Origin of the sequence: Clostridium beijerinckii, from assembly GCF_018223745.1 — a bacterium.
Lineage (GTDB): Bacteria > Bacillota > Clostridia > Clostridiales > Clostridiaceae > Clostridium > Clostridium beijerinckii.
The window spans coordinates 3143292-3164217 of record NZ_CP073653.1 but is presented as its reverse complement, the minus strand read 5'-3'; the positions used below and the strand labels follow the sequence as shown (position 1 = coordinate 3164217).

Genomic DNA, 20926 nt, shown 5'->3' with positions numbered 1-20926 from the left:
ATGTCAGATAATATATATAATCAGATGGTGAATGAGGCAGGAAAATCACTATTAGCTCAAAGAAATCAAATGGAAAATGCAGAAAGGCAATTAGTTAAAGCTTCTCAGGAAATTTCAAACTTAGAAGTATTAAATGATGAAAATTTATCAGAGCTTGATAAATTGCTACTGCAGGCAGAAATGCTTTGCTCTACGCAAGGTATAGATACATCTCAAGTATCTGAAAAACATATTGAAGAGGGCGAAAAGTTAGTTGCACTAACTGAGGAAGAAAAGGTAGATATTAAAGTGCCAGCATTTGAAGAATTAGTTACAATTGCAATTGATGATACAATAAGTTGGGACGAGTATCTTTCTAATATTAATAAGTTTGCAATTGAAAATAATATAGACTTAAAAGTTGATCCTTTTGAAAATTTGTTATCACAGGCTCAAAAAGCAGAAATAGCTGAGAGAATACGTTCAGATTATACACTGAAAAAAGCTAATTGTGATAAGTATGATTATATGATTGCAGCCTTTTGCGGAGTTGTAGCTGGATTAATTGATAGCTTTTTTGTTGGAATGCCCGATCATAGTAAATTAGGTAAGTGGACAAATGATCAAACAGATGAGTTTGTTAAAAAAATTGCCAAGTTAAAGGGATGGAGCCCACCTGAAGGAGATAGAAATACTATTATTGCATCTGCTATAAAATTTTTAGAGGAAAAACATAAAGTAAACTATGATCAAGCAACTGGTAAAGCAGCAGGTGATTTACTAGGGATGAGCATGTCAAATCATCATATTAAATCATTAGGGCATGCTCCAGATTTAGTAGGATTAATTTTTGCAATTGTAGACCAATTTACTTCTACATCACATTTTGTGGATAATGGAAGGCTAATTGTATTTGATACAGAAACATCAAGATTACAAGGAAAAACATTTGTAGCAAAATTATTCTGCGGTTTTTCTAATTGGCTTGGACATTTGATTTCTGATGTTGCAGGAAGCTCGTCTGGAAGAAGAAGTAATCCTGATGGGTATGGTAGCGGAATACCTATGCCGTTTTTTGAACTATTTCAGTTATGCAATAAAGGCAATTTTAAGATTTATCCGGGTAATGACAAAAGCAATAAACCAACAGAAGTATCACTGGCTGATTTGTCAGTAAAAATATTTGAAAATCATTATGACGCTAGATTTGGTATGGCACAAGCTATTCCAGTTGTTATTAACGAAATATCAATTAGATTGCTATGGGCGATAAAAAGTAGATTTTATTCTAATAAGAGTTGGACGGAATGTATTCCAATTGGAAGTCATCCAGAATTAAGAAGAATGCTGTTAACAGGCCATGGAGTATTATGTTTAGTAGATGGTTTAGATGCTATAGCTCGTTCCAAAGGACAGATTTTATTATTTGCACTGCATCTTAATTTTGTGGCGTGGAAGAGACTCGCATTTTCTGGATTGATGGAAATTAGAGCATTATATAAAGAAAATGCTATTGATATAGCAGCATTAGATGAAGATTTATGGAATGAATGGAATAGTTTATATCAACAAAATTAGAAGCCAAAAGCCAGCACGTTCTCATGGATGAATATGATGACTACAGCAAATTTAAATTAGAAAACGTAATGGTAGGCAACGTAAAAGACAATATGCATTTAAAGATCTATAATGGTACTTCTTATTTTTGGATTATGAAGAAAATGAAGCAGATATTGTATATAAGGCAAATATTGATGATGAAGAAGTTATTTTATATACACTTTTAGAGTTTCAATCAACTATTGATTATAGAATGCCTTTAAGATTGTTCTTCTATATTAATGAAATACTTAGAGAATACACAAAAAACTTAACAGAAGAAACCAAGAAAAATAAAAAAGGATTTAAAGTTCCAGCAGTGGTTCCAATAGTATTATATAATGCTACAAGAAAGTGGAATGTACCGATTTATTTTAAAGATATAGTAAATAAAAATGAATTATTTGGTGAGAATATAGTAAACTTTAAATATTCCCTTATTGATATAAATCATCAATATACTAAAGAGGAATTAATAGAAAATAATAATATTACTTCAGCCATATTTTTATTAGACCAAAAGGTAGATCCATTAGAGTTTTTTGAGAGATTGAAGGCTGTAGCATCAAAATTTAATAAATTAACAAATAGAGAAAAAGAAATATTAAAGCATTGGCTTAGAAATACTGTTGATGAGACTATAAGAGAAAATGTAGTTGAAATATTAGAAGCTAATAGAGAAGGAGTGGAAAATATGGTGGCTAATAATGCATTTATGATTAAAGAGATGAAAGAAAAAGTGGAGAAAGAAGGAATAGAAAAGGGCATAGAAAAAGAAAGAGAAAGTTCTAGATTAAAGGATATAAGAAGAGTTAAAAATTTACTTATTAAAAAATTTGGAGATTTAAATAGTGATTATAATGAAAAAATAGAAAATTTAGATAGTGATAAATTGAATTTAATTATTGAAGATATTTTAGATATTGAAAGTATAAAAGATGTAGAAAAGTATTTTTAAAATAATAGAAATAGAGAGGGAGTGTCGCAAAATGATTAAATTTTAATCAGGAGCGATGCTCCTTTTCGGTTTAAGCCAGCAAATCTCCAAATATTTGAAATACAATATTAATTATTTAAAGAATTCTGATTTTTAAGCACACTAAAATAAGCCTAGTTAATTTATTCCATAATTAGGCAGTAGGTTTCAATTCATGAAGATGATTCTGAGTTTTTTCATTTTGTATTTTTGAATGTAATTTGTTAATATTATAACCAAAACAAAGCAAAATAAATTCAGTTTGAACGCTATTTTTTCCACGTGTTAAAAATCTATTGAATTCATAATCACTTTTTAGAACTCCAAATGCTCCTTCGACCTGAATAGATCTATTCATTCTTAATTTAGTTCCAAATTCAGTTGTAATATTTTTATAGGATATTTCACGCTTTTCCACAAAAGTTTTTGAAACCTGCATTTTTCTATTTCCTTTTGCTTTTGTGCATTTTACTTTGTAATCGCAATTATCACAGTTTTCGCATTCATACACAGTTACTTCTGATTTGTATCCACTTGCGGATTTTCTATAAATAATAGAGGTAGGTATTAATTTTCTATTGTTATGACAAATATAAAAATCCGATTCAGCATCATATTTCATATTTTCGCGCTTACTTATATCATTTTTAAAACTTCTTTTTTCCACTTCTCATAAGTTTGTGGTTTTATATAAGGAGTTTGCTTATTTGATTCTAAGAATAAATAGTTTTCTTCGCTTTCATAACCTGAGTCTGCAATTATATTAAGATATTTACGACCAATTTTTTCTTTCATATTATTAAGCATAGGTATTAATGTTGCTATATCATTTCTATCATCAAATATTCCGACGCCGGTTACGTATTCACTTTCAACTGCGATTTGCACATTATATGCAGGTTTTAATTGACTATTTCTCATATGATCATCTTTCATATGCATGAAAGTTGCGTCTGGATCAGTTTTAGAATAACTATTTCTTTTTGAAAATATTTTTTTACTCAAATTATATTTTTCTTCTCTCTCTTTATATTCAGATAGTTGCTCTGTCCACTTTTGAATTTTGGTTTTTCTTTTACCAATTCCATGAACAAACTCTATGTTTCTTTTCTTTTTTTCATATTCAAGCCATTGAAGAATTTTATCAATATCATCTATTAATGTTTCTTTCTGAACAGTAAATTTTTTTAATTCTCCAAGGTTAATATTTTCTAAAAGAACAAGAATTTTATCAAACATTTTTTCTTCATTTTTTAAAATAGTTTTTTTCCAAACAAATGTATAACGATTAGCATTCGCTTCGATTTTAGTACCATCAATAAATGCATTTTCAAATAGTATTTCATTTTGATTTGCTAAATAATTAACTTGTTGATAAAATAAATCTTCAATTACCTCATTTGAAATATAGTCTTTACGAAATCTACTGATTGTAGCATGATCCGGTGCCTTATAACATTGAAGTAACCACTTAAAATTTATATCTCTTTTGCATGCTTTTTCGATTTTCCTGCTTGAATAAATATTTTGAGAATAAGCATATGATATTATTTTGAACATAATTTTAGGTTCCACTGCCGGTTTTCTTCCAACGGAAGAGTACGCCTTATACAACTTCGTGTAATCTAATCCCTCCAATACATGGCTTAGCAAGCGGACTGAATCATCTGATGGTATTAAATTTTCTAGATTTAATGGTAATATAAGTTGAAAATTATCATTAATCTCAGTATAATCTTTATTGTGTAATTTGGTTTTTAGCATAAGTAAATTATACAATGAATGTGAGTTCTTCGGAATTCACATTTTTTATATCTAAAAAAATGAGCCGCTACAAAACTAACTATGTTAGTTTTGCAACAGCCCCTTTTTTACTAGTGTGCCCATGCTGGGCACACTAGCATAAGTTGAGATTTTCATATATTTAGAAAGTCTCAGCTTTAATTATATTACTGAATATAATTCTAATAAGAAATATGGTAATATATAAGTAAAATAGAGAATTTAAGGAGAAATAATGAAGGAAATTAATATATTTGAAATAGTTCCAGAGAATTTTTTTGTTCCACTTTCCAGCCAAGGAAAGACTCTATATATTAAAATTATTTCTTTAATATATAAATTGGTTCAAAATGGTTTGTCCTATGGTATTGATAAAGACATATTAGTTGATGAAATTGAAGAGTATTTAGGATTAATTAATTATGATATTGAAAATGAAGAAGATGAACAGTTGAACAATAATAGGGAAAAAGCAAATTATTTGATTAGAAAGCTAATTAATTATGGATGGATTTATCCAGAACAGACTAATGACTATAAACAAATTATAAATTTTCATGATTATGCAATTGTCATTTTAGAAGCTTTCTTAAAAATAGTAAGTAAAGAATCTTTAGAGTATCAAGGAAATATAATAAGTATTTATTCCATGCTTTATTCAAATGAAAAGGCAGGAGTTGTTATTAAACAGGTTTTTGAAAATACTAAAGGAATTATAAGTGGATTAAAAAACTTGAATTCAAATATAAAAAAGTATATGGATAGATTAACTAAACAGAAAACACCTGAAGAGATAATGCAAGAGTTTTTTGGAAACTATACTAAAGAAGTAATTGATAAAGCATATCATAGATTAAAAACTTCAGAAAATGTCTCGAAATATAGGCCTAAAATTATTGAAAAGCTTAATGAAAGTTTAAATAGTAGTGAATTTTTAAGTGAAGCTGGAGAGTTTTACAGAGAAGATGAAGAATTTGGCTCTTTAGATGAAGGAATAGAAAAAGTTAAGGATATAGTTCATAACATAATAAATGCATTTAATGAATTAGACGATATTATGCATGATATTGATAGTAAGAATGCTAAATACATAAGAGCAGCTGTAACTAGGGCTAAGTTTTTACTTAATAATTCTAAAGATATGACAGGTATCGTAAAAGGAATTTTAGAGTACATAAGTAATGAATATAAAGAACTTGAATTAAGTTTATCATCAGATTATCTGGAGGAAGTTACAGACTTATTCACTTTGTATTCTTATGGTTATATAGATGAAACATCTTTATATATTGCAAATGAAGGAAAAAAATCCTTTAAGCCAGGTAAGATTTTAAGCGATACACTATCAAAGGAAGAACGTCAAAGAAAGATTGACGAATTTAAGAAAAAGCAGGAAAAACAGTATTCTCCTAAGAAGGTAAATGAAATAGTTGATGAACTTTTAGGAGATAAAAAGATGGTTCTTGCAAGTGAAATTGAGATAAATAGTGTAGATGATTTTATTAAGATTATTTATATAAGGTTATATGGTAATCACATTTTGTCTAAATATTCCATTAACAGAAAAGATATTATTGCTTCGAATAATGGATTTACTTTTAAAAACTTTGAGATATGGAGGAAGTAATTTTGATATATGATTCACTGTCCATTAAGGAGAAAGATGAATTTAAACGGGTTTGTAATAAACTATTAAGCTATTGTTTAATTTGTAAGCAAAAGGAAGACACAAAAAAGGATTATTATTTTGCAGAAGGACATAAAGATGCAATTAATGAATATTTTGAACCACTAGGATTTGAACTTGAAATTAATAAATCTATAAAAGCGGCTCAGCTTATTAATAAATTTGGAAATAATAAGATTTCATTAAAACTTATTGATAGTATTACTCTTTTAATACTAAGGATTTTATATCAGGAAAAAATGCAGGAATTATCCTTATCTCAAGTTGTAATTGTGGAAATAGAAGAAATACAAAGCAGGTTTATGGCTCTTGGGTTTAAAGATAGGTTAATGGATAAAACATTACTTAGGCAGGCATTAAGAACTTTAAAAAAATTTAATATTATCGAAACATTGGATAGAGATATTACTTTGAGTGATGCGAGAATCATAGTTTATCCAACAATTCAAATGATAGTAAGAAGCGAAAATATAACTAGTATTTATGAAAAATTAGAAACTTATAAAAGAAAGGGGGTAAAAGATGATGAAGAGGTTAACGGGGATTAGGCTAGTTAATTGGCATGCATTTAAGGATGAAACAATTGAAATTAAAAATTCAACTCTTTTGTCAGGAGAAAATGGTGCAGGAAAGTCTACAATTTTAGATGCTATTCAATTTGTCTTAACTTGTTCTAAAAATAATTTTAATAAGGCAGCTAATGAAAATTCCAAAAGAAGTTTATCGGGATACGTAAGATTTAAAACAGGAAGAGAAGACAATGAATTTGAAAGAAATGGAGATGTTTCAGCTCACGTAGCCTTGGAATTTTATGAGGAAAGTAAAAAGAATTATTTTATAATTGGAGCAGTAATTGATTCAGCTTCTGAAACTTCAGAAAAGATTCTGTGGTATAGAGTAGAAAAGTGCAGATTTGAAGATGTAACTTTTATAGTTAATAATGAACCTACTGATATAGCTAATTTTAGGTTGTATGGAAAAGAATTAAATATGCCTTTTTCATCAACAAGGATAGTTGATGCTAAAAAAGATTTTTCTCACAGACTTGGAAGGCTAAATGAAAAATTTTTTGAATTGCTTCCAAAGGCTTTAGCATTTAAACCAATTTCTAATGTTAAAGAGTTTGTATATACTTACATATTAGAAGAGAAATCAGTTAATATTGATGAACTTAGGGAAAATATACGAACTTTTAAAGAATTTGAAGACATTTTAAATGAAGTAAAAATAAAAATTAAAAAGCTAGAGGAAATAAAAGTTAAGTACTCTTCATATGAAAATATTTCAAGAACAATAAGTATTCATGAATTTATAGTATTAAAAGCAGAAGAAGAGCTATTAAAAGAGGAAATTGAACAAAAAATAAAAGAAATTACTGCTTTGAATGTTAATATTTATACATTAAATAACAAGAATAATGTTATTTATGATGAAATAAATGAAAAAACAAAGATTGCTAATAATATTCAAGCTGATTTGTATTCGAATTCTGAATACAAAGCATTAGAGACGATGAAGAATTCTTTAGAACAAGCTGAAAAAGATTATAGACATGAAAAAGAAGATAAGAATCGCTTTTTAAAACAACTTAGTGAACAAAAATCATATATTAAAGAGTTAAACAGACTTCTATTTGATACGGATACTATAGGTGATTTTTACAATAAAATGATTTCATTAGATGAAAATAATATAGAAGAATATAAAACAACATCAATAAATACTGAAAATGTAATTGATAAAACTAAACAGGATAAGGAAAAGTATAGAGCTGAAAAAGAATATGAATTAAAACAGAAAGAAGATAATAGGAAGGATATAGAGAAACAAATTTCTGAACTTGAAAAAAGAAATCTTCAATACTCCAGGGAAGTTATACTTTTAAAAGAGGAAATCATAAAGGAGACAAGAAAACTAGGAAGAGAAATTGTTCCAAAAATCTTGTGCGAATTATTGGAAGTCACAGATCCAGTTTGGAAAAATGCTGTTGAAGGGTACTTAAACACTCAAAGATCTTATCTTATTGTGGATGAAGAAGATTTTGACTCAGTATTAAAAATTTATGAGAGATTAAGTAAAGCACAAGGATTACATTCAGTTGGAGTAATAAACACTAGGGGGCTTGAAAAATATGATAATCCTTTAGAGAATTCTTTAGCAGAGGTTGTAGTGTCAAAAAGTATTGATGCCAAAAGATATATTAATATGATACTCGGAAATGTAATTAGATGCACTCATGTTTCAGAGTTGAAAGAACATAAAACATCTATTACACCTACATGCATGATGTATAAAAATAATGTTGCAAGAGCCATAAATCCAAGGATATATAAAACTCCTTATATAGGTGAAGATGCTTATAAATATCAACTAGAGCAGGCGAAAGATAATCTTAACATATTATTATCTGAAATTAATATTTTAAAAGAAGATATTAATATAGTTACAAATATAATTAAAACAATTAATAAGCTTAGGCTTGAAAACTTAAGGGAAAAGTGTGATGTTTTAAAAAGAATAGTAGATATAAGTAATAAGGTTTCAACACTTAAGGACGAGATTCTTGAATTAGAAAAGAATAACAGCTATATGGCTCTTCAAATAAAACTTAATGAAGTTCAAGAGGAAATTGAAAGTTTAAATTTAAGTAAGAAGAATATAGAATATGAGTTAATTAATAAAAAAGGAAATTTATCTTCAATTAATAACAGTGTTGATGAAAAAAGAAGAGTTCTTTCTATAAAAAAAGGGCACGTAGAGGAAACTATAAATAAAATTGGCTTTCTAGCTAAAGAGGCAGAGGAGAGATTTATTAAAGAAACTGAAAGTAAATCTTTTGAAGTCATTAAAAATAATTTTAATGTGAGTAAGGAAGGAAATAAAACTAAATTATCAAAAACTGAAGAAGATTTAAAGAATCTTCAAGGATCATATAATATTACTTATGATTTCGGAGCAGAAGTTGGGATAAATGGTATTAATACTTTTTTAGATGAACTTGATAATCTTGTAAAAAGTAAAGTTATCGAATATGAAGAGCAAGTTAAAGCTTCAAGGAAAAATGCAGAAGAAGAATTTAAGGAACACTTTTTATCTAAAATTCAAGAAAATATTAATACTGCAAAATCTGAATTTAAGGGTTTAAATAAGGGACTTAAAGATGTTAAATTTGGAAATGAAGAATACGAGTTTAAAATTGGAAAAAGTAAAGAAAACAAAGAATATTATGATATGATAATGGATAATGAAAATATAGGTGAAGGTTTCACTTTATTTAGTGCATCTTATGAAAATAAGCATAAGGAACTGCTAAATGAATTATTTGATAAGTTAACTTTAGATAATGAAAGTAATGAAGCAGAACTTATTAAATTAACTGATTATAGAAATTATATGAGCTATGATATAGAGATTAAATATAATGATAATACTACATCATTATTTTCTAAAGTATGCAGGGAGAAGAGTGGAGGAGAAACTCAAACTCCATTTTATGTTGCAATGGCAGCATCATTTCTGCAGCTTTACAAAGGGGTATCTTCATCTTCAGAATCTATAGGAATTATATTATTTGATGAAGCCTTTGATAAAATGGATGATGCAAGAATTATGTCTATGATGGAATTTTATGATAAATTTAATTCTCAGCTGCAATTATTAATAGGAGCACCACCACAAAAAATTGAGCCTATAACTCCTTACGTAAATACAGTGCTTCTTGCAATAAAAGCAGATAAATTCAGTATTATAGAGGATATGATAAATGAAAAATTATAAAAAAATACTATTAAATAAGTTAATTGATTCTTATGAAAGCAGTGTCATTTATAAGGGGGATGCGTTAAGAGATACACAGATATATTTTAAATTTAATTTGAAAAGTATAAAGGAATATTTTGATGAACTAAATTACAAATATAAAGAAGAAATTGATGTAGCTTGTAATCAGCTAGAAATTGAAAAATTTATAAAAGTATATAAAGGAAAAGGATACAAAAGCCATATTATAGAAAAGATTCAATTAAACCTTGAGAATATAGAAGCAGCATATTTATATCTCAATAGGAAAGAAAAAAAGCAAAAAGAAGATGAACTTTCCATATTATTGGAAAGTTATAAAGAACGGGAAGATGCTCTTGGGAACTTTGCAACATATATTACAGATAAACTTAAGAGTAATGGATCTGTAAAAAAATATTTAGATATTGATAATGTATCGGAATGTAAGGATATATTAAAAGGTATAGATGAAGTGCTAAAGCAAGATGAAGAAATTTTTAGAAGAAATTTTTCCGTCAAAGTTTATGGGGATTCCAAAAGGTATGAAGCTATAGAGGGCAAAATAATTAAGATTATAAAAGACTTTTCTAGTGATGAAGTTCTTAATGATTATAACATTTTGAAGAATTATACCTATGTTTATTTTAAAGGAGATATAAGCTTGAGGCTTAAAGAAAGTAAAATAAATGCAAATGATTTTCTTGGAGGTATAGCTGTAAGTTCAAAGGATATAGAAAATATTAAAGAAATTAAAGTTTCAGGAAGTAAACTAGTAACAATTGAAAATTTAACATCATTTAATAATTATACTGGAGATGGAGGTGTAATTTATTTAGGTGGGTATCATAATAGTGTTAGACAAAATTTATTAATTAAAATTTATTCTGAAAATCCTAATATAAATTATTATCATTCTGGTGATATTGATGCCGGGGGTTTTAAAATTTTAGTTCATTTAATAAGAAAGACAAAAATACCATTTAAAACTCTAAACATGGATAGCGAAACCTTACGTGAAAATATTAATTATGCTAAGGAACTTACAGCTAATGATGTAAATGAGATTAATAGATTGTTAGAAAGTGAAGAATATAAGGACTATACAGACGTTCTATCTACGATAATTAAATTGAATAAAAAATTAGAGCAGGAAATAATTTTTTGACAATTGAATTATTAAAATGAATTAAGAAATTGGATCGAAAGTAGGCATAAAATCCCTGAATATATTGAAGTGGATCTTATTAACCACATTCAAATGAAAAATTTAAAGTTAATTATAGTTTAAAAAGAAGCTCCAAAATAGTATCACAAAAGCCATATAATTTAAATTAAACGAGGTATAATATGGGCAAATTTAAAGAAATATCAATAGAGTAAGATAATCACTTAAATATGAGAGATTACAATTAAGAAAGCTAGATATAGATTTAGATAAAACTTATATAGAGAATGAAAATGAAAAAATATCTCTAAAAGAATTATTTAAATGATAACTATATAATTAATTATATGAGGAGAAAACAACTAATGAATACTGTAGTATATCTAACAAGGCATGGACAAACAGAATGGAATATTGAAAGAAGATTACAGGGGAGAGGAAACTCGCCTTTAACACAGGCTGGAATTGCTAGAGCGATGGAGCTTCGGGACAGGATTAAAGATATAGATATTGATGTTATATATTCAAGTCCAATAGAAAGAGCATTAGTTACTGCTAACATAATTAAAGGGGAAAAGAAAATAGAAGTTATAACAAATGATGGATTAATGGAAATGTGCTTTGGTGATTATGAAGGTAGAAGAACAGATGAAGTTATGAAAGAAAATCCAGAATGGAATATTGATTTAATTATGAATGGTGATGTTAATTTATGTGCTCCAAATGGTGAAACATTAGGATGTGTTAGAACTAGAATAAGTGAAACTATGGATAAGTTGATAGAGAAAAACAGAGGAAAAACTATTTTTATAGTAGCTCATGGAATAACACTAAAGGCTTTAATGTACTATTTTAAAGATGAAGAAGTAAATATAGAAGTTATGGGCCAAGCAACTTTAACAAAGATAACTGTAGACAAGAATAATAATTTTAATATAGAATTTAAAAACGATGATAGTCATTTTACAGTAAAAGGGCAAAAATTAGGATGGTAAATAAAGAGGAATTTTTAAAAAGACCAGTTAAATGTATTAAGGCGCTTTTAAGAAGATAAGATTTAGTGCCTAGAAGTACTATTGATAAGGAATTAGCAGAGGATTCAGTGAAAATATTAGAAGCCGGAAGGAAGATATAAAAAATAGATAAAGTGACTGTTTTGTGATACTGGTGAATATTATTGGTAATTATGTTAAAATATAATAAAACATTAATTTAAAATGAAGTGGTAAAAAGTGGGGGAGAATATGAAAAAGTTAAAATTAACAAAAGTAATAGCTAGTGTATTAATAGTAGCTTCAGTATTATTATTAAATCCAATAGGTGCAAGTGCAGAATGGCAACAAAATTCTAATGGCTGGTGGTATTCAGAAGGCGATTCATGGGCTAAAGGTTGGAGATATATTTCTGGAAACTGGTATTATTTCGGTACTTTTGGATATATGGAAAAGAATCAAGATGTAGATGGCTGGTATTTAGATGATAATGGAGTTGGGATAGAATGTATTAAAGCTGGGGATTTTGATATTCTTAAGTCAACTAGCGGAATTGTAAAATTTAATAGAAATGTCCCTTGGGGTCCAGGAAAAACTGGTATTCCATTAGTTATACCAGGAAAAATAGGAGATATTGAGATAAAAAGCATAGGAAATAGAGGATTTTATAATTGTGAGTTTTTAACAGATGTAACAATTCCAGATAGTGTAACTAGTATTGGAGATAGTGCATTTGAAAGGTGTGTTAGTTTAAAGAGGATAATAATTCCAGATAGTGTGGAAAGTATAGGACGTGATGCATTTGACGAGTGTGATGAGGCTGTATTTTATGTTAATAGTGAAAAAACAAAACAATATTTAATCAAGTATGGTATATCCCCAAGTAAAATTATATTAAATACTAAATGATGCTCATTAACTAAATTTATATTAGAAGGAATAGTACCAGCAGATCTATCGATTGTCTTGAATAATGCTAGCATTGAAAAGATATATGCAAATGGTGACAAGGCTTTTAAGCTTTACATGAAATATACATATCAAATAATAAAAAGAGATATTATAAAGTTACCTTCAACTAGTCCTGCCAATGCTAAATTTACATTAGTTAATTTTTGTCTTCAAGTTTAAATTTTTTATATCCATTTGCTAAATATAAGTAAGATTGTCTATAATAAAAGTAATACAAGAAAAAAGGGAGCAGGTGTGTTAAATGAAGAAAGTCATACAGGTAGGAACATCTGATTTTAAAGAATTGATTGAAGGAAACCATTACTTTGTAGATAAAAGTTTATTAATAAAAGAATTCTTAGAAAATGGAGGGAAAATAATATTAACTCCACGGCCTAGAAGATTTGGGAAAACTCTTAATTTAAGTATGTTAAAGTATTTTTTTGATATAAGAACTAAGGAAGCTACACAAGATTTATTTAAAGGATTAAAAATAGAAAATGAAAAAGATATAATGAAATTTCAAGGTGAATATCCAGTTATTTTTATTAGTTTTAAAGGAATTAAGTATAATACTTTTGAGTATTCATTAAGTGCAGTTGCAATGCTGATGTCAGATGTATATAAAGAGCATAGATATTTAATGGAAAGTGATATTTTTAAAGATGATGAAAAGATTGATTTTAGAAAAATCATAAATAGGGAAGCTGATTTTGTATTGTTAACAGCTTCAATAAAAAATCTTACAAATTATCTGTACAAATATTACAATAAAAGGGTTATGTTGTTTATAGATGAATATGATGTGCCAATCCAAGAGTCATATATAAGAGGATACCTGGATGAAATGATTAGTTTAATTAGAAATATGCTAAGTGATTCATTAAAAGATAATATAGATTTAGAAAAAGCAATGGTAACAGGAATACTATACAGAGGAAATGAAACTCCTACTCCTAGAGTCGTAGGAGTAAGCGATTCGCACAAAAGACAAGCTTTTGGCTCTCTGCTTAAGGAAAGTATTTTTTCAGGACTTAATAATTTAGATGTTAATACTATTTTAGGATATTATTTTAATGATAAATTTGGATTTACTGAAGCTGAAATTGAAGCGTTGTTGAATTATTATAACACTATTGATAGTATAGAAAATATTAAGAAATGGTATAACGGATATGTTTTTGGTGGGGAAATAATATATAATCCATGGTCTGTTTTAAATTACTTAAAAAAGCAAAAAGACGGATTTATGCCATATTGGATTAATAGCAGCAGCAATGATTTAATTAAAAAATTACTGCTTAAAGGCGATAGAAATATGAAACTTGAACTTGAAGAACTTATAGAAGGCAAATCAATAAACAAGATAATTGATGATAGTATAGTAATGTCAGAGGTTGAAGATTCTAATGAAAATATCTGGAGTTTTTTACTTATGAGTGGTTATTTAAAAGCTGTAAAGAGAGAAAATATAGAAGGAATATTACATTGTGAACTTAAAATTCCCAATAAAGAAGTTGTGATTTTTTACAGGAATTTGATAAAAAAATGGTTCCAAGAAACTATGACTAATCAAAAGTATGAATTAATGTTAAACATGCTTGTAAATGGAGAAATAAATATATTCTCTGGATTATTTAAAGAGTTTGTAATAAATAATTTAAGCTACTTTGATGTATCAGGAAATGAACCTGAAAGGGTTTATCATGCCTTTGTACTTGGAATCCTTGTGTCACTTTCAGAAAACTACGAAGTTAAATCAAATAAAGAAAGTGGTTATGGCAGATATGATGTTATGATAATCCCAAAAGATATCTCTAAAACAGGAATTATTATTGAATTTAAAAAAATTGATTATTTCTTAGATGATACAATAGAAGAAGCAACAATAGCTGCATTAAAACAAATAGAAGATAAAAAATATTCTCAGGAGCTTTTACAAAAAGGTGTTAAAAGTATTATAAAGCTATCTATTGTATTTAAGGGAAAGGAAATAAATATAACTAAAGGAAATGAATAGTTATTATTAACAATACATGGTAATTGGTAAGTAGAGAGAACGAACTCAGAAATTTTTTGTAAAGAATCTTCAAGATGTTTAGGCATATGAGAATATGTTTAGCAAGAGTTTATGTAATGTAAGCTCTTATTTTTATGATAAAATACATTTATCGGAAGTTCGAAAAAATTAGTAATCATATATAAGGAGAAAAGAATGAATATTAATATTAATAATCCAATAATAGTTCAAAGCGATAAGACTTTATTAGTGGAAGTTAATAATGAATTATATATAGAAGTTAGAGATAAGCTTTCAAGATTTGCAGAAGTTATAAAAAGTCCAGAATATATTCATACTTATAAAATATCTCCAATATCTTTGTGGAATGCAGCTACAAGTGGGATGAGCTACCAAGATATAATAGAAATTTTAGAAAAGTATTCTAAGTATGAGGTGCCACAGAATGTTATTAAGGATATTGAGGATAATATAAATAAATATGGGAAAATAAAGATTATAAGAGAAGAAAATAGTTTATTTTTAATATCAAAAGATTTATACATCATGAAGGAAATAACCAATTATAAGAGTATTGAAAAGTATTTCAAAGAAAAAATAAATGATTTTAAGTATAAAATAGATGAAAATATGAGGGGAGAAATAAAGCTTTCATTAATAAAACTAGGATATCCAGTAGAGGATTTAGGTGGATATATAGAGGGAAATAGACATGAAATGAGTTTAAAAAAGTTCACTTCATTAGGGGAAACGCTTTCAATAAGGGATTATCAAAAGGAAGCTTCTGAAATATTTTATGCGGATGGTTCAGCAAAAGGCGGAAGTGGAGTTGTAGTACTTCCATGTGGAGCAGGAAAGACTGTCACTGCTATGGCAGTTATGGATAAAATAAAGGAGGAAACTCTGATATTAACTACTAATATAACAGCAGTAAGGCAATGGAAACAGGAACTTATAGATAAAATGAATATACTTGAGGAAAACATAGGTGAATATAGTGGAGAGATAAAGGAAATAAAATCTATAACAATTTCAACTTATCAGATATTAACTCATAGAAAGAGTAAAGTTGATGAGTTTGTACATATGAATATTTTTCATGAAAAGGATTGGGGCTTGATAATATATGATGAAGTACATACACTTCCAGCACCTATATTTAGAGCAGCAGCTGAAATACAGGCAACTAGAAGACTGGGGCTTACAGCAACTTTAGTAAGAGAAGATGGAAAAGAAGAAGATGTATTTAGTTTAATAGGACCTAAAAAGTATGATATGCCTTGGAAGGTACTTGAAAAACAAGGCTGGATAGCAGAAGCTCAGTGTACTGAAGTTAGAGTGAAAATTCCAGAAGATTTAAAAATGGAATATGCAGTTAGTGACAGTAAAAGTAAGTTCAGAATAGCATCTGAAAATTATAGAAAGATAGATGTTTTAAAAAACTTAATTAATGAACATAAAGACGATAAAATACTTATAATAGGTCAGTACATAGAACAATTAAATATAATAGCTAAAGAATTAAAGGTACCAATAATTACTGGAAAAACTAAAAATTCTGAGAGAGAGCAGTTATTTGATAAATTTAGAATTGGAGATATCACTATTTTGATTGTATCAAAGGTAGCTAATTTTGCCATAGATCTGCCAGATGCCAGTGTTGCTATTCAGGTTTCGGGGACGTTTGGTTCAAGGCAGGAAGAAGCTCAAAGACTTGGAAGAATTTTAAGGCCTAAAAAAGGAGATAATAGGGCTTATTTCTACAGTATTGTGACAGCAGATAGCAGAGAACAGGAATTTGCTTTAAAGAGGCAGCTGTTTTTAGCAGAACAGGGATATAAGTATTATATAGAATTAATAGAATAAATGGAGTGAGTGTTGTGTTAAAAGAAATGATAGAAACAATGACAACATATGGAAGTTTAGAACTTCCTGATTATTTAAAAATAGCAGGAATAAAAATGACTTCAAGAAGAAAAGCAGATATGGTAAAGGCTTTATATGATTACTTGAGCAATAAAGAAAATATAATAAATATATGGAAATGTACAATTCCAAAAGAAAAAGAACTTATCTCGGAGTTTATAAGAGCTGGAGGTACTCTTGAATATAGGGAGATAAAGGAAATTGTAAGTAAATATGAAATAAATCAAGAAAAAATGTTATTTGGATATAGTGGTTATGGAAATGGAATTCAAAAATATTTTTATAGTGAGTCTAGAGCTAACCTGCTTTTTATAAAAGGAAAGATGCCTATAGAAATTTATAATATATTAAAAGAAATGGTAGAACCTATAGAGGTAAAATTCTTAGCAGAAAATTTAGGTGTTGATAAATACTTATGTGATGAGGACGATAGTGCACTTATTTCTATAAGAGAGGATTTTGAGAAAGAACTTACTTCCATAATTAAACTTGTTAATTCTACTAAATTAAAGGTTACACAAGCATCTCAAATGCCAAATAAAACTGCAATGATTAAAATAAATGAAGCATTAATACATAAAGACATATTTTTTGATCAGGATATAAGTGAAGTTAGGATAATCGATAATACTACAAGAATTTATGGAATATCTAAGTTACTACTTGAAAGTAAGATCTTACAAAGTGAAAATGGAAACTTAATACTTGGAAAAATGGCAGAAGAGTTTTTAACAATGAACACAGTAGAAAAGTGTAAAGAAATATTAAATGCATACATATTTGCTAAAGATATAGATGAATTAAAAAGAATTAAGGAATTAAAAGTAAAGGCTGAGTACTATGGAAACTATGCAAATTGTAGAAATTTAATTCTAAATTATTTAGAAAAAGTTCCAATTAATAAATGGATTAACATAGAACAGCTTTTAAGATATATAAAAAAATTAGATAGGAACTTTTTAAGAAAAGAAGTTGGAACAATATACACTTATTCTGATTATGAACGTTATTATTATCCAGATCAAAATTATTGGGAAGAAGAAGCAGGAAGATTTATAGAAGTAGTGCTAATGGAATATTTAACTGCTATTGGAATGGTTGATGTATTAATAAAGCAAGATTATACTGATTATGATATAGAATATTTTAAAGTTACATACTTTAAATTGACTTCACTTGGGGCATACATACTTGGAATTAACAAAGATTACAAAATAGAAGAAATAGAAGATGAAACAGGAATAATAATTCAGCCTAACTATGAAATTATGGTTCCAGGAGGTTTAATGAAAGATGTTCATTGTATAAACTTAGATAAATTTGCTGAAAAATTATCAGAAGATACAGTAAGTATATATAAAATATCATTTAAATCCATGGTTATGGCATTGGATAATGATATATCTATAGAAGAAGTAATAGAATATTTAAAAGATGCCTCAAAAAATAAAATTCCAGAAAATGTTCTTATGTCATTAAATGAATGGAATGAAAGAAGTAAGAAGATAAAAATTAGAAAAGTTACAATTGTTGAAACTGATGATAAGTATTTATTAGAAGAGCTAAAAAGCTATAAAGAAATAAAGAAAGATATAGCTAAGGAATTGCCATACGCATTTGAAATTAATAGTAAAAATGCTAATAAAGTCAAAAGAAATATTGAAAAGAAAAATCATTTTTGCATTTTAGAATAAGAAACACTAAATTTTAAAAGATAAATGGAAAATCAAGGATGTTAATACTTGGTACATTTCCATCAGTTCAATCAAGAGAAGCTCAATTTTATTATGCCAATGCTAGAAATAGATTTTGGAAAGTAATAGCAGGAATTTTTGATTGTGATGAAGCTAATACAACTTTTGACAAGAAAGATATGCTTTTAAATAATGGAATTGCGCTCTGGGACGTAATAGAAAGCTGCGAAATCACAGGATCAAGTGATAGTAGTATTAAGAATGTAGTACCATCAGATTTATCGATTGTCTTGAATAATGCTAGCATTGAAAAGATATATGCAAATGGTGACAAGGCTTTCAAACTTTACATGAAATATACATATCCAATAATAAAAAGAGATATTATAAAGTTACCTTCAACTAGTCCCGCCAACGCTAAATTTACATTAGATACTCTTATAGATTATTGTAAATGCATAAAAGAGTAAATGCAGTAAAAAATGATATTTCAGTGGAAGTACCCACAGTGCTTTTGTTAAAAACATAGATGAGATAAAAGTTGATAGTATAGGAATCAGTAATATAGATCAATTAAATATTCATTTAAAGGACTATGGGTTTGAATAAAAGTTTTTTACAATTTAAGAATAAAAAAAGTTAAGAAGATTAGAAGGAAAAAAATTTTAGTTTCTTAATATATGGTATAATAACTACTATATAAGTGGTTCGGGTATCAATGTAAAAGATAGAATACAACTACGGAAAAGAGGTGTTGATTTTGAACAGAAGATTTAATACAACAGGTGTTTGCATTCCTCATTTGCATTATATGGTTGATATAACAAATAAGCTGACGCAAATAAAAAGTATGGTTTATAGAGGAGATTATTTCGTTATAAATAGGCCTAGGCAATATGGAAAAACTACTACAATGTATATGCTAGAACAAGAATTGAAAGACGAATATTTAGTTTTAAGTATTAGTTTTGAAGGTTTAGGAGATTTAATATTTGAGGAAGAAAAAACTTTTTCTAAAACAATATTAAAAATCTTCGGAGATAGTATCCAGTTTAATTACCAAGAATATTCATCTAAACTTTATGAAATGTCTGAAGATATTAATGATTTAAATGCTGTGTCAAAAGCTATTACAAATTTCTGTAGAATTGTTGACAAAGAGATTGTACTGTTTATTGATGAAGTTGATAAGAGCTCTAATAATCAGTTATTTATGAGCTTTTTAGGAATGCTTAGAAATAAATTTTTATTAAGGCAACAGGGTAAAGATAAAACCTTTTATTCAGTAATTCTTGCTGGGGTGTATGATATTAAGAATTTGAAGCTTAAAATCAGACAAGATGACGAAAAAAAATATAATAGTCCTTGGAATATAGCAGTAAATTTCAATGTAGATATGAGTTTTAATTCAGATGAGATAAGCACCATGTTAAAAGAATATTCAGAAGATAAAAATGTGACAATTAGTATTAAAGAAATTTCAGAAATAATTTATTTTTATACAAGTGGTTATCCTTTCTTAGTAAGCAGACTTTGTCAGATAATTGATGAAAATCAATTATTATGGAATGAAGAAAATATTAATAGATCAGTAAAGGAATTACTACAAGAAAATAATACACTTTTTGATGATTTAGTAAAAAATATTGAAAATAATAATGAATTTAAAGACTATATATTTGATTTAATAATTAATGGTACGGAAAAGACTTTTAATATTCATAATCCACTTATAAATTTAGGAGTTATATACGGATATTTAAAAAATATAGATGGAAGAGTAAAAATATCTAACAGAATATTTGAGCAAATGCTTTATAATTATTTCTCTTCCAAGCTTGAAAATAATACAGATATGTCAACTTATAATTTCAAAGAAAATTTCATAATTGATAATGGATTAGATTTTGAAAAGATACTTTTAAAATTCCAACAGTTTATTAAAGAACAATACAGTTCCATTGACTCAAAATTTATAGAACGTGAGGGTAGATTACTATTTTTAGCATTTATAAAACCAATAATAAATGGTGTAGGGTTTGATTTCAAAGAAGTACAGATTTCTGAAGAAAAGAGACTTGATATAGTAGTTAGTTATCTTTCAAGTAAGTACGTAATTGAACTTAAAATATGGAGAGGTGCTGAATACCATAAAAAAGGATTAAATCAGATTAAAAACTATCTAGATATTCAAGGGTTAGATAAGGGATATCTTGTTGTTTACAATTTTAATAAAGATAAAGAGTATAAAAAAGAAATAATACATTATGAAGGAAAGGAAATATTTGTGGCGTTTGTTTAGATAGTGAATAGTTATTAGTAATTTTTGCAGAGCATCATACTATTTAAAGATGGAGAGTGAAGCTATGACAAAA

General features: G+C 27.4%; 13 protein-coding genes and 1 pseudogene. 13 read left to right on the top strand and 1 reads right to left on the bottom strand.

Features of this window, described 5'->3' with window-relative positions; translation table 11 throughout:
- Together KEC93_RS14290 and KEC93_RS14285 are read left to right on the top strand one after the other, a co-directional pair.
- Complete coding sequence (locus KEC93_RS14290; RefSeq protein ID WP_077869179.1) at positions 1 to 1557, top strand: hypothetical protein; 1557 nt, start codon at positions 1 to 3, stop codon at positions 1555 to 1557.
- Between the two features lie 127 nt (positions 1558 to 1684).
- Entirely contained in the window at positions 1685 to 2536 is an 852-nt protein-coding gene (locus KEC93_RS14285; protein WP_238892929.1) for an Rpn family recombination-promoting nuclease/putative transposase, read from the top strand.
- Between the two features lie 172 nt (positions 2537 to 2708).
- Here KEC93_RS14285 and KEC93_RS14280 read toward each other — a convergent pair.
- Positions 2709 to 4318, bottom strand: a pseudogene (locus KEC93_RS14280) (IS1182 family transposase).
- Positions 4319 to 4571: 253 nt separating this feature from the next.
- Here KEC93_RS14280 and KEC93_RS14275 point away from each other — a divergent pair.
- The 11 genes from KEC93_RS14275 (at position 4572) to KEC93_RS14225 (ending at position 20853) form a co-directional block, all read left to right on the top strand.
- Positions 4572 to 5963 carry a Wadjet anti-phage system protein JetA family protein gene (locus KEC93_RS14275; protein ID WP_077867941.1) on the top strand — a complete coding sequence of 464 codons (1392 nt, stop codon included), beginning with the start codon at positions 4572 to 4574 and terminating at the stop codon, positions 5961 to 5963.
- A gap of 2 nt (positions 5964 to 5965) precedes the next feature.
- Positions 5966 to 6571: a DUF4194 domain-containing protein gene (locus KEC93_RS14270; protein ID WP_077307161.1), complete on the top strand. Its 606-nt coding sequence runs from the start codon at positions 5966 to 5968 to the stop codon at positions 6569 to 6571.
- Positions 6546 to 9800, top strand: coding sequence for an ATP-binding protein (locus KEC93_RS14265; protein WP_077867942.1), 3255 nt, complete (start codon positions 6546 to 6548; stop codon positions 9798 to 9800). Before KEC93_RS14270 ends, KEC93_RS14265 begins: the two co-directional genes overlap by 26 nt.
- Positions 9787 to 10968: a Wadjet anti-phage system protein JetD domain-containing protein gene (locus KEC93_RS14260; RefSeq protein WP_077867943.1), complete on the top strand. Its 1182-nt coding sequence runs from the start codon at positions 9787 to 9789 to the stop codon at positions 10966 to 10968. Before KEC93_RS14265 ends, KEC93_RS14260 begins: the two co-directional genes overlap by 14 nt.
- Before the next feature lie 365 nt (positions 10969 to 11333).
- Entirely contained in the window at positions 11334 to 11963 is a 630-nt protein-coding gene (locus tag KEC93_RS14255; RefSeq protein ID WP_077307155.1) for a histidine phosphatase family protein, read from the top strand.
- Between the two features lie 249 nt (positions 11964 to 12212).
- Positions 12213 to 12869 (top strand): leucine-rich repeat domain-containing protein, encoded by a 657-nt coding sequence (locus KEC93_RS14250; RefSeq protein ID WP_077867944.1) that lies wholly within the window; start codon positions 12213 to 12215, stop codon positions 12867 to 12869.
- 304 nt (positions 12870 to 13173) lie between these two features.
- Positions 13174 to 14931 carry an AAA family ATPase gene (locus tag KEC93_RS14245; protein WP_077867945.1) on the top strand — a complete coding sequence of 586 codons (1758 nt, stop codon included), beginning with the start codon at positions 13174 to 13176 and terminating at the stop codon, positions 14929 to 14931.
- 195 nt (positions 14932 to 15126) lie between these two features.
- A complete protein-coding gene (locus KEC93_RS14240; protein ID WP_077867946.1) occupies positions 15127 to 16797 on the top strand; it encodes a DNA repair helicase XPB in 1671 nt (556 codons plus the stop codon).
- Between the two features lie 14 nt (positions 16798 to 16811).
- On the top strand, positions 16812 to 18551 hold the full coding sequence (locus KEC93_RS14235; protein WP_077867947.1) for a helicase-associated domain-containing protein: 1740 nt from the start codon (positions 16812 to 16814) through the stop codon (positions 18549 to 18551).
- A 38-nt stretch (positions 18552 to 18589) separates the two neighbouring features.
- Complete coding sequence (locus KEC93_RS14230; protein WP_077867948.1) at positions 18590 to 19021, top strand: DNA-deoxyinosine glycosylase; 432 nt, start codon at positions 18590 to 18592, stop codon at positions 19019 to 19021.
- 290 nt (positions 19022 to 19311) lie between these two features.
- Positions 19312 to 20853, top strand: a complete 1542-nt coding sequence (locus KEC93_RS14225) for a GxxExxY protein (protein WP_077867949.1) — start codon at positions 19312 to 19314, stop codon at positions 20851 to 20853.
- Positions 20854 to 20926: the final 73 nt, after the last annotated feature.

Excerpts from the sequence above, each read along its gene's own strand:
- KEC93_RS14290 (WP_077869179.1), top strand. The coding sequence starts at position 1 with ATGTCAGATAATATATATAATCAGATGGTGAATGAGGCAGGAAAATCA.
- KEC93_RS14275 (WP_077867941.1), top strand. The coding sequence starts at position 4,572 with ATGAAGGAAATTAATATATTTGAAATAGTTCCAGAGAATTTTTTTGTT.
- KEC93_RS14265 (WP_077867942.1), top strand. The coding sequence starts at position 6,546 with ATGATGAAGAGGTTAACGGGGATTAGGCTAGTTAATTGGCATGCATTT.
- KEC93_RS14260 (WP_077867943.1), top strand. The coding sequence starts at position 9,787 with ATGAAAAATTATAAAAAAATACTATTAAATAAGTTAATTGATTCTTAT.
- KEC93_RS14255 (WP_077307155.1), top strand. The coding sequence starts at position 11,334 with ATGAATACTGTAGTATATCTAACAAGGCATGGACAAACAGAATGGAAT.
- KEC93_RS14250 (WP_077867944.1), top strand. The coding sequence starts at position 12,213 with ATGAAAAAGTTAAAATTAACAAAAGTAATAGCTAGTGTATTAATAGTA.
- KEC93_RS14245 (WP_077867945.1), top strand. The coding sequence starts at position 13,174 with ATGAAGAAAGTCATACAGGTAGGAACATCTGATTTTAAAGAATTGATT.
- KEC93_RS14240 (WP_077867946.1), top strand. The coding sequence starts at position 15,127 with ATGAATATTAATATTAATAATCCAATAATAGTTCAAAGCGATAAGACT.
- KEC93_RS14230 (WP_077867948.1), top strand. The coding sequence starts at position 18,590 with ATGTTAATACTTGGTACATTTCCATCAGTTCAATCAAGAGAAGCTCAA.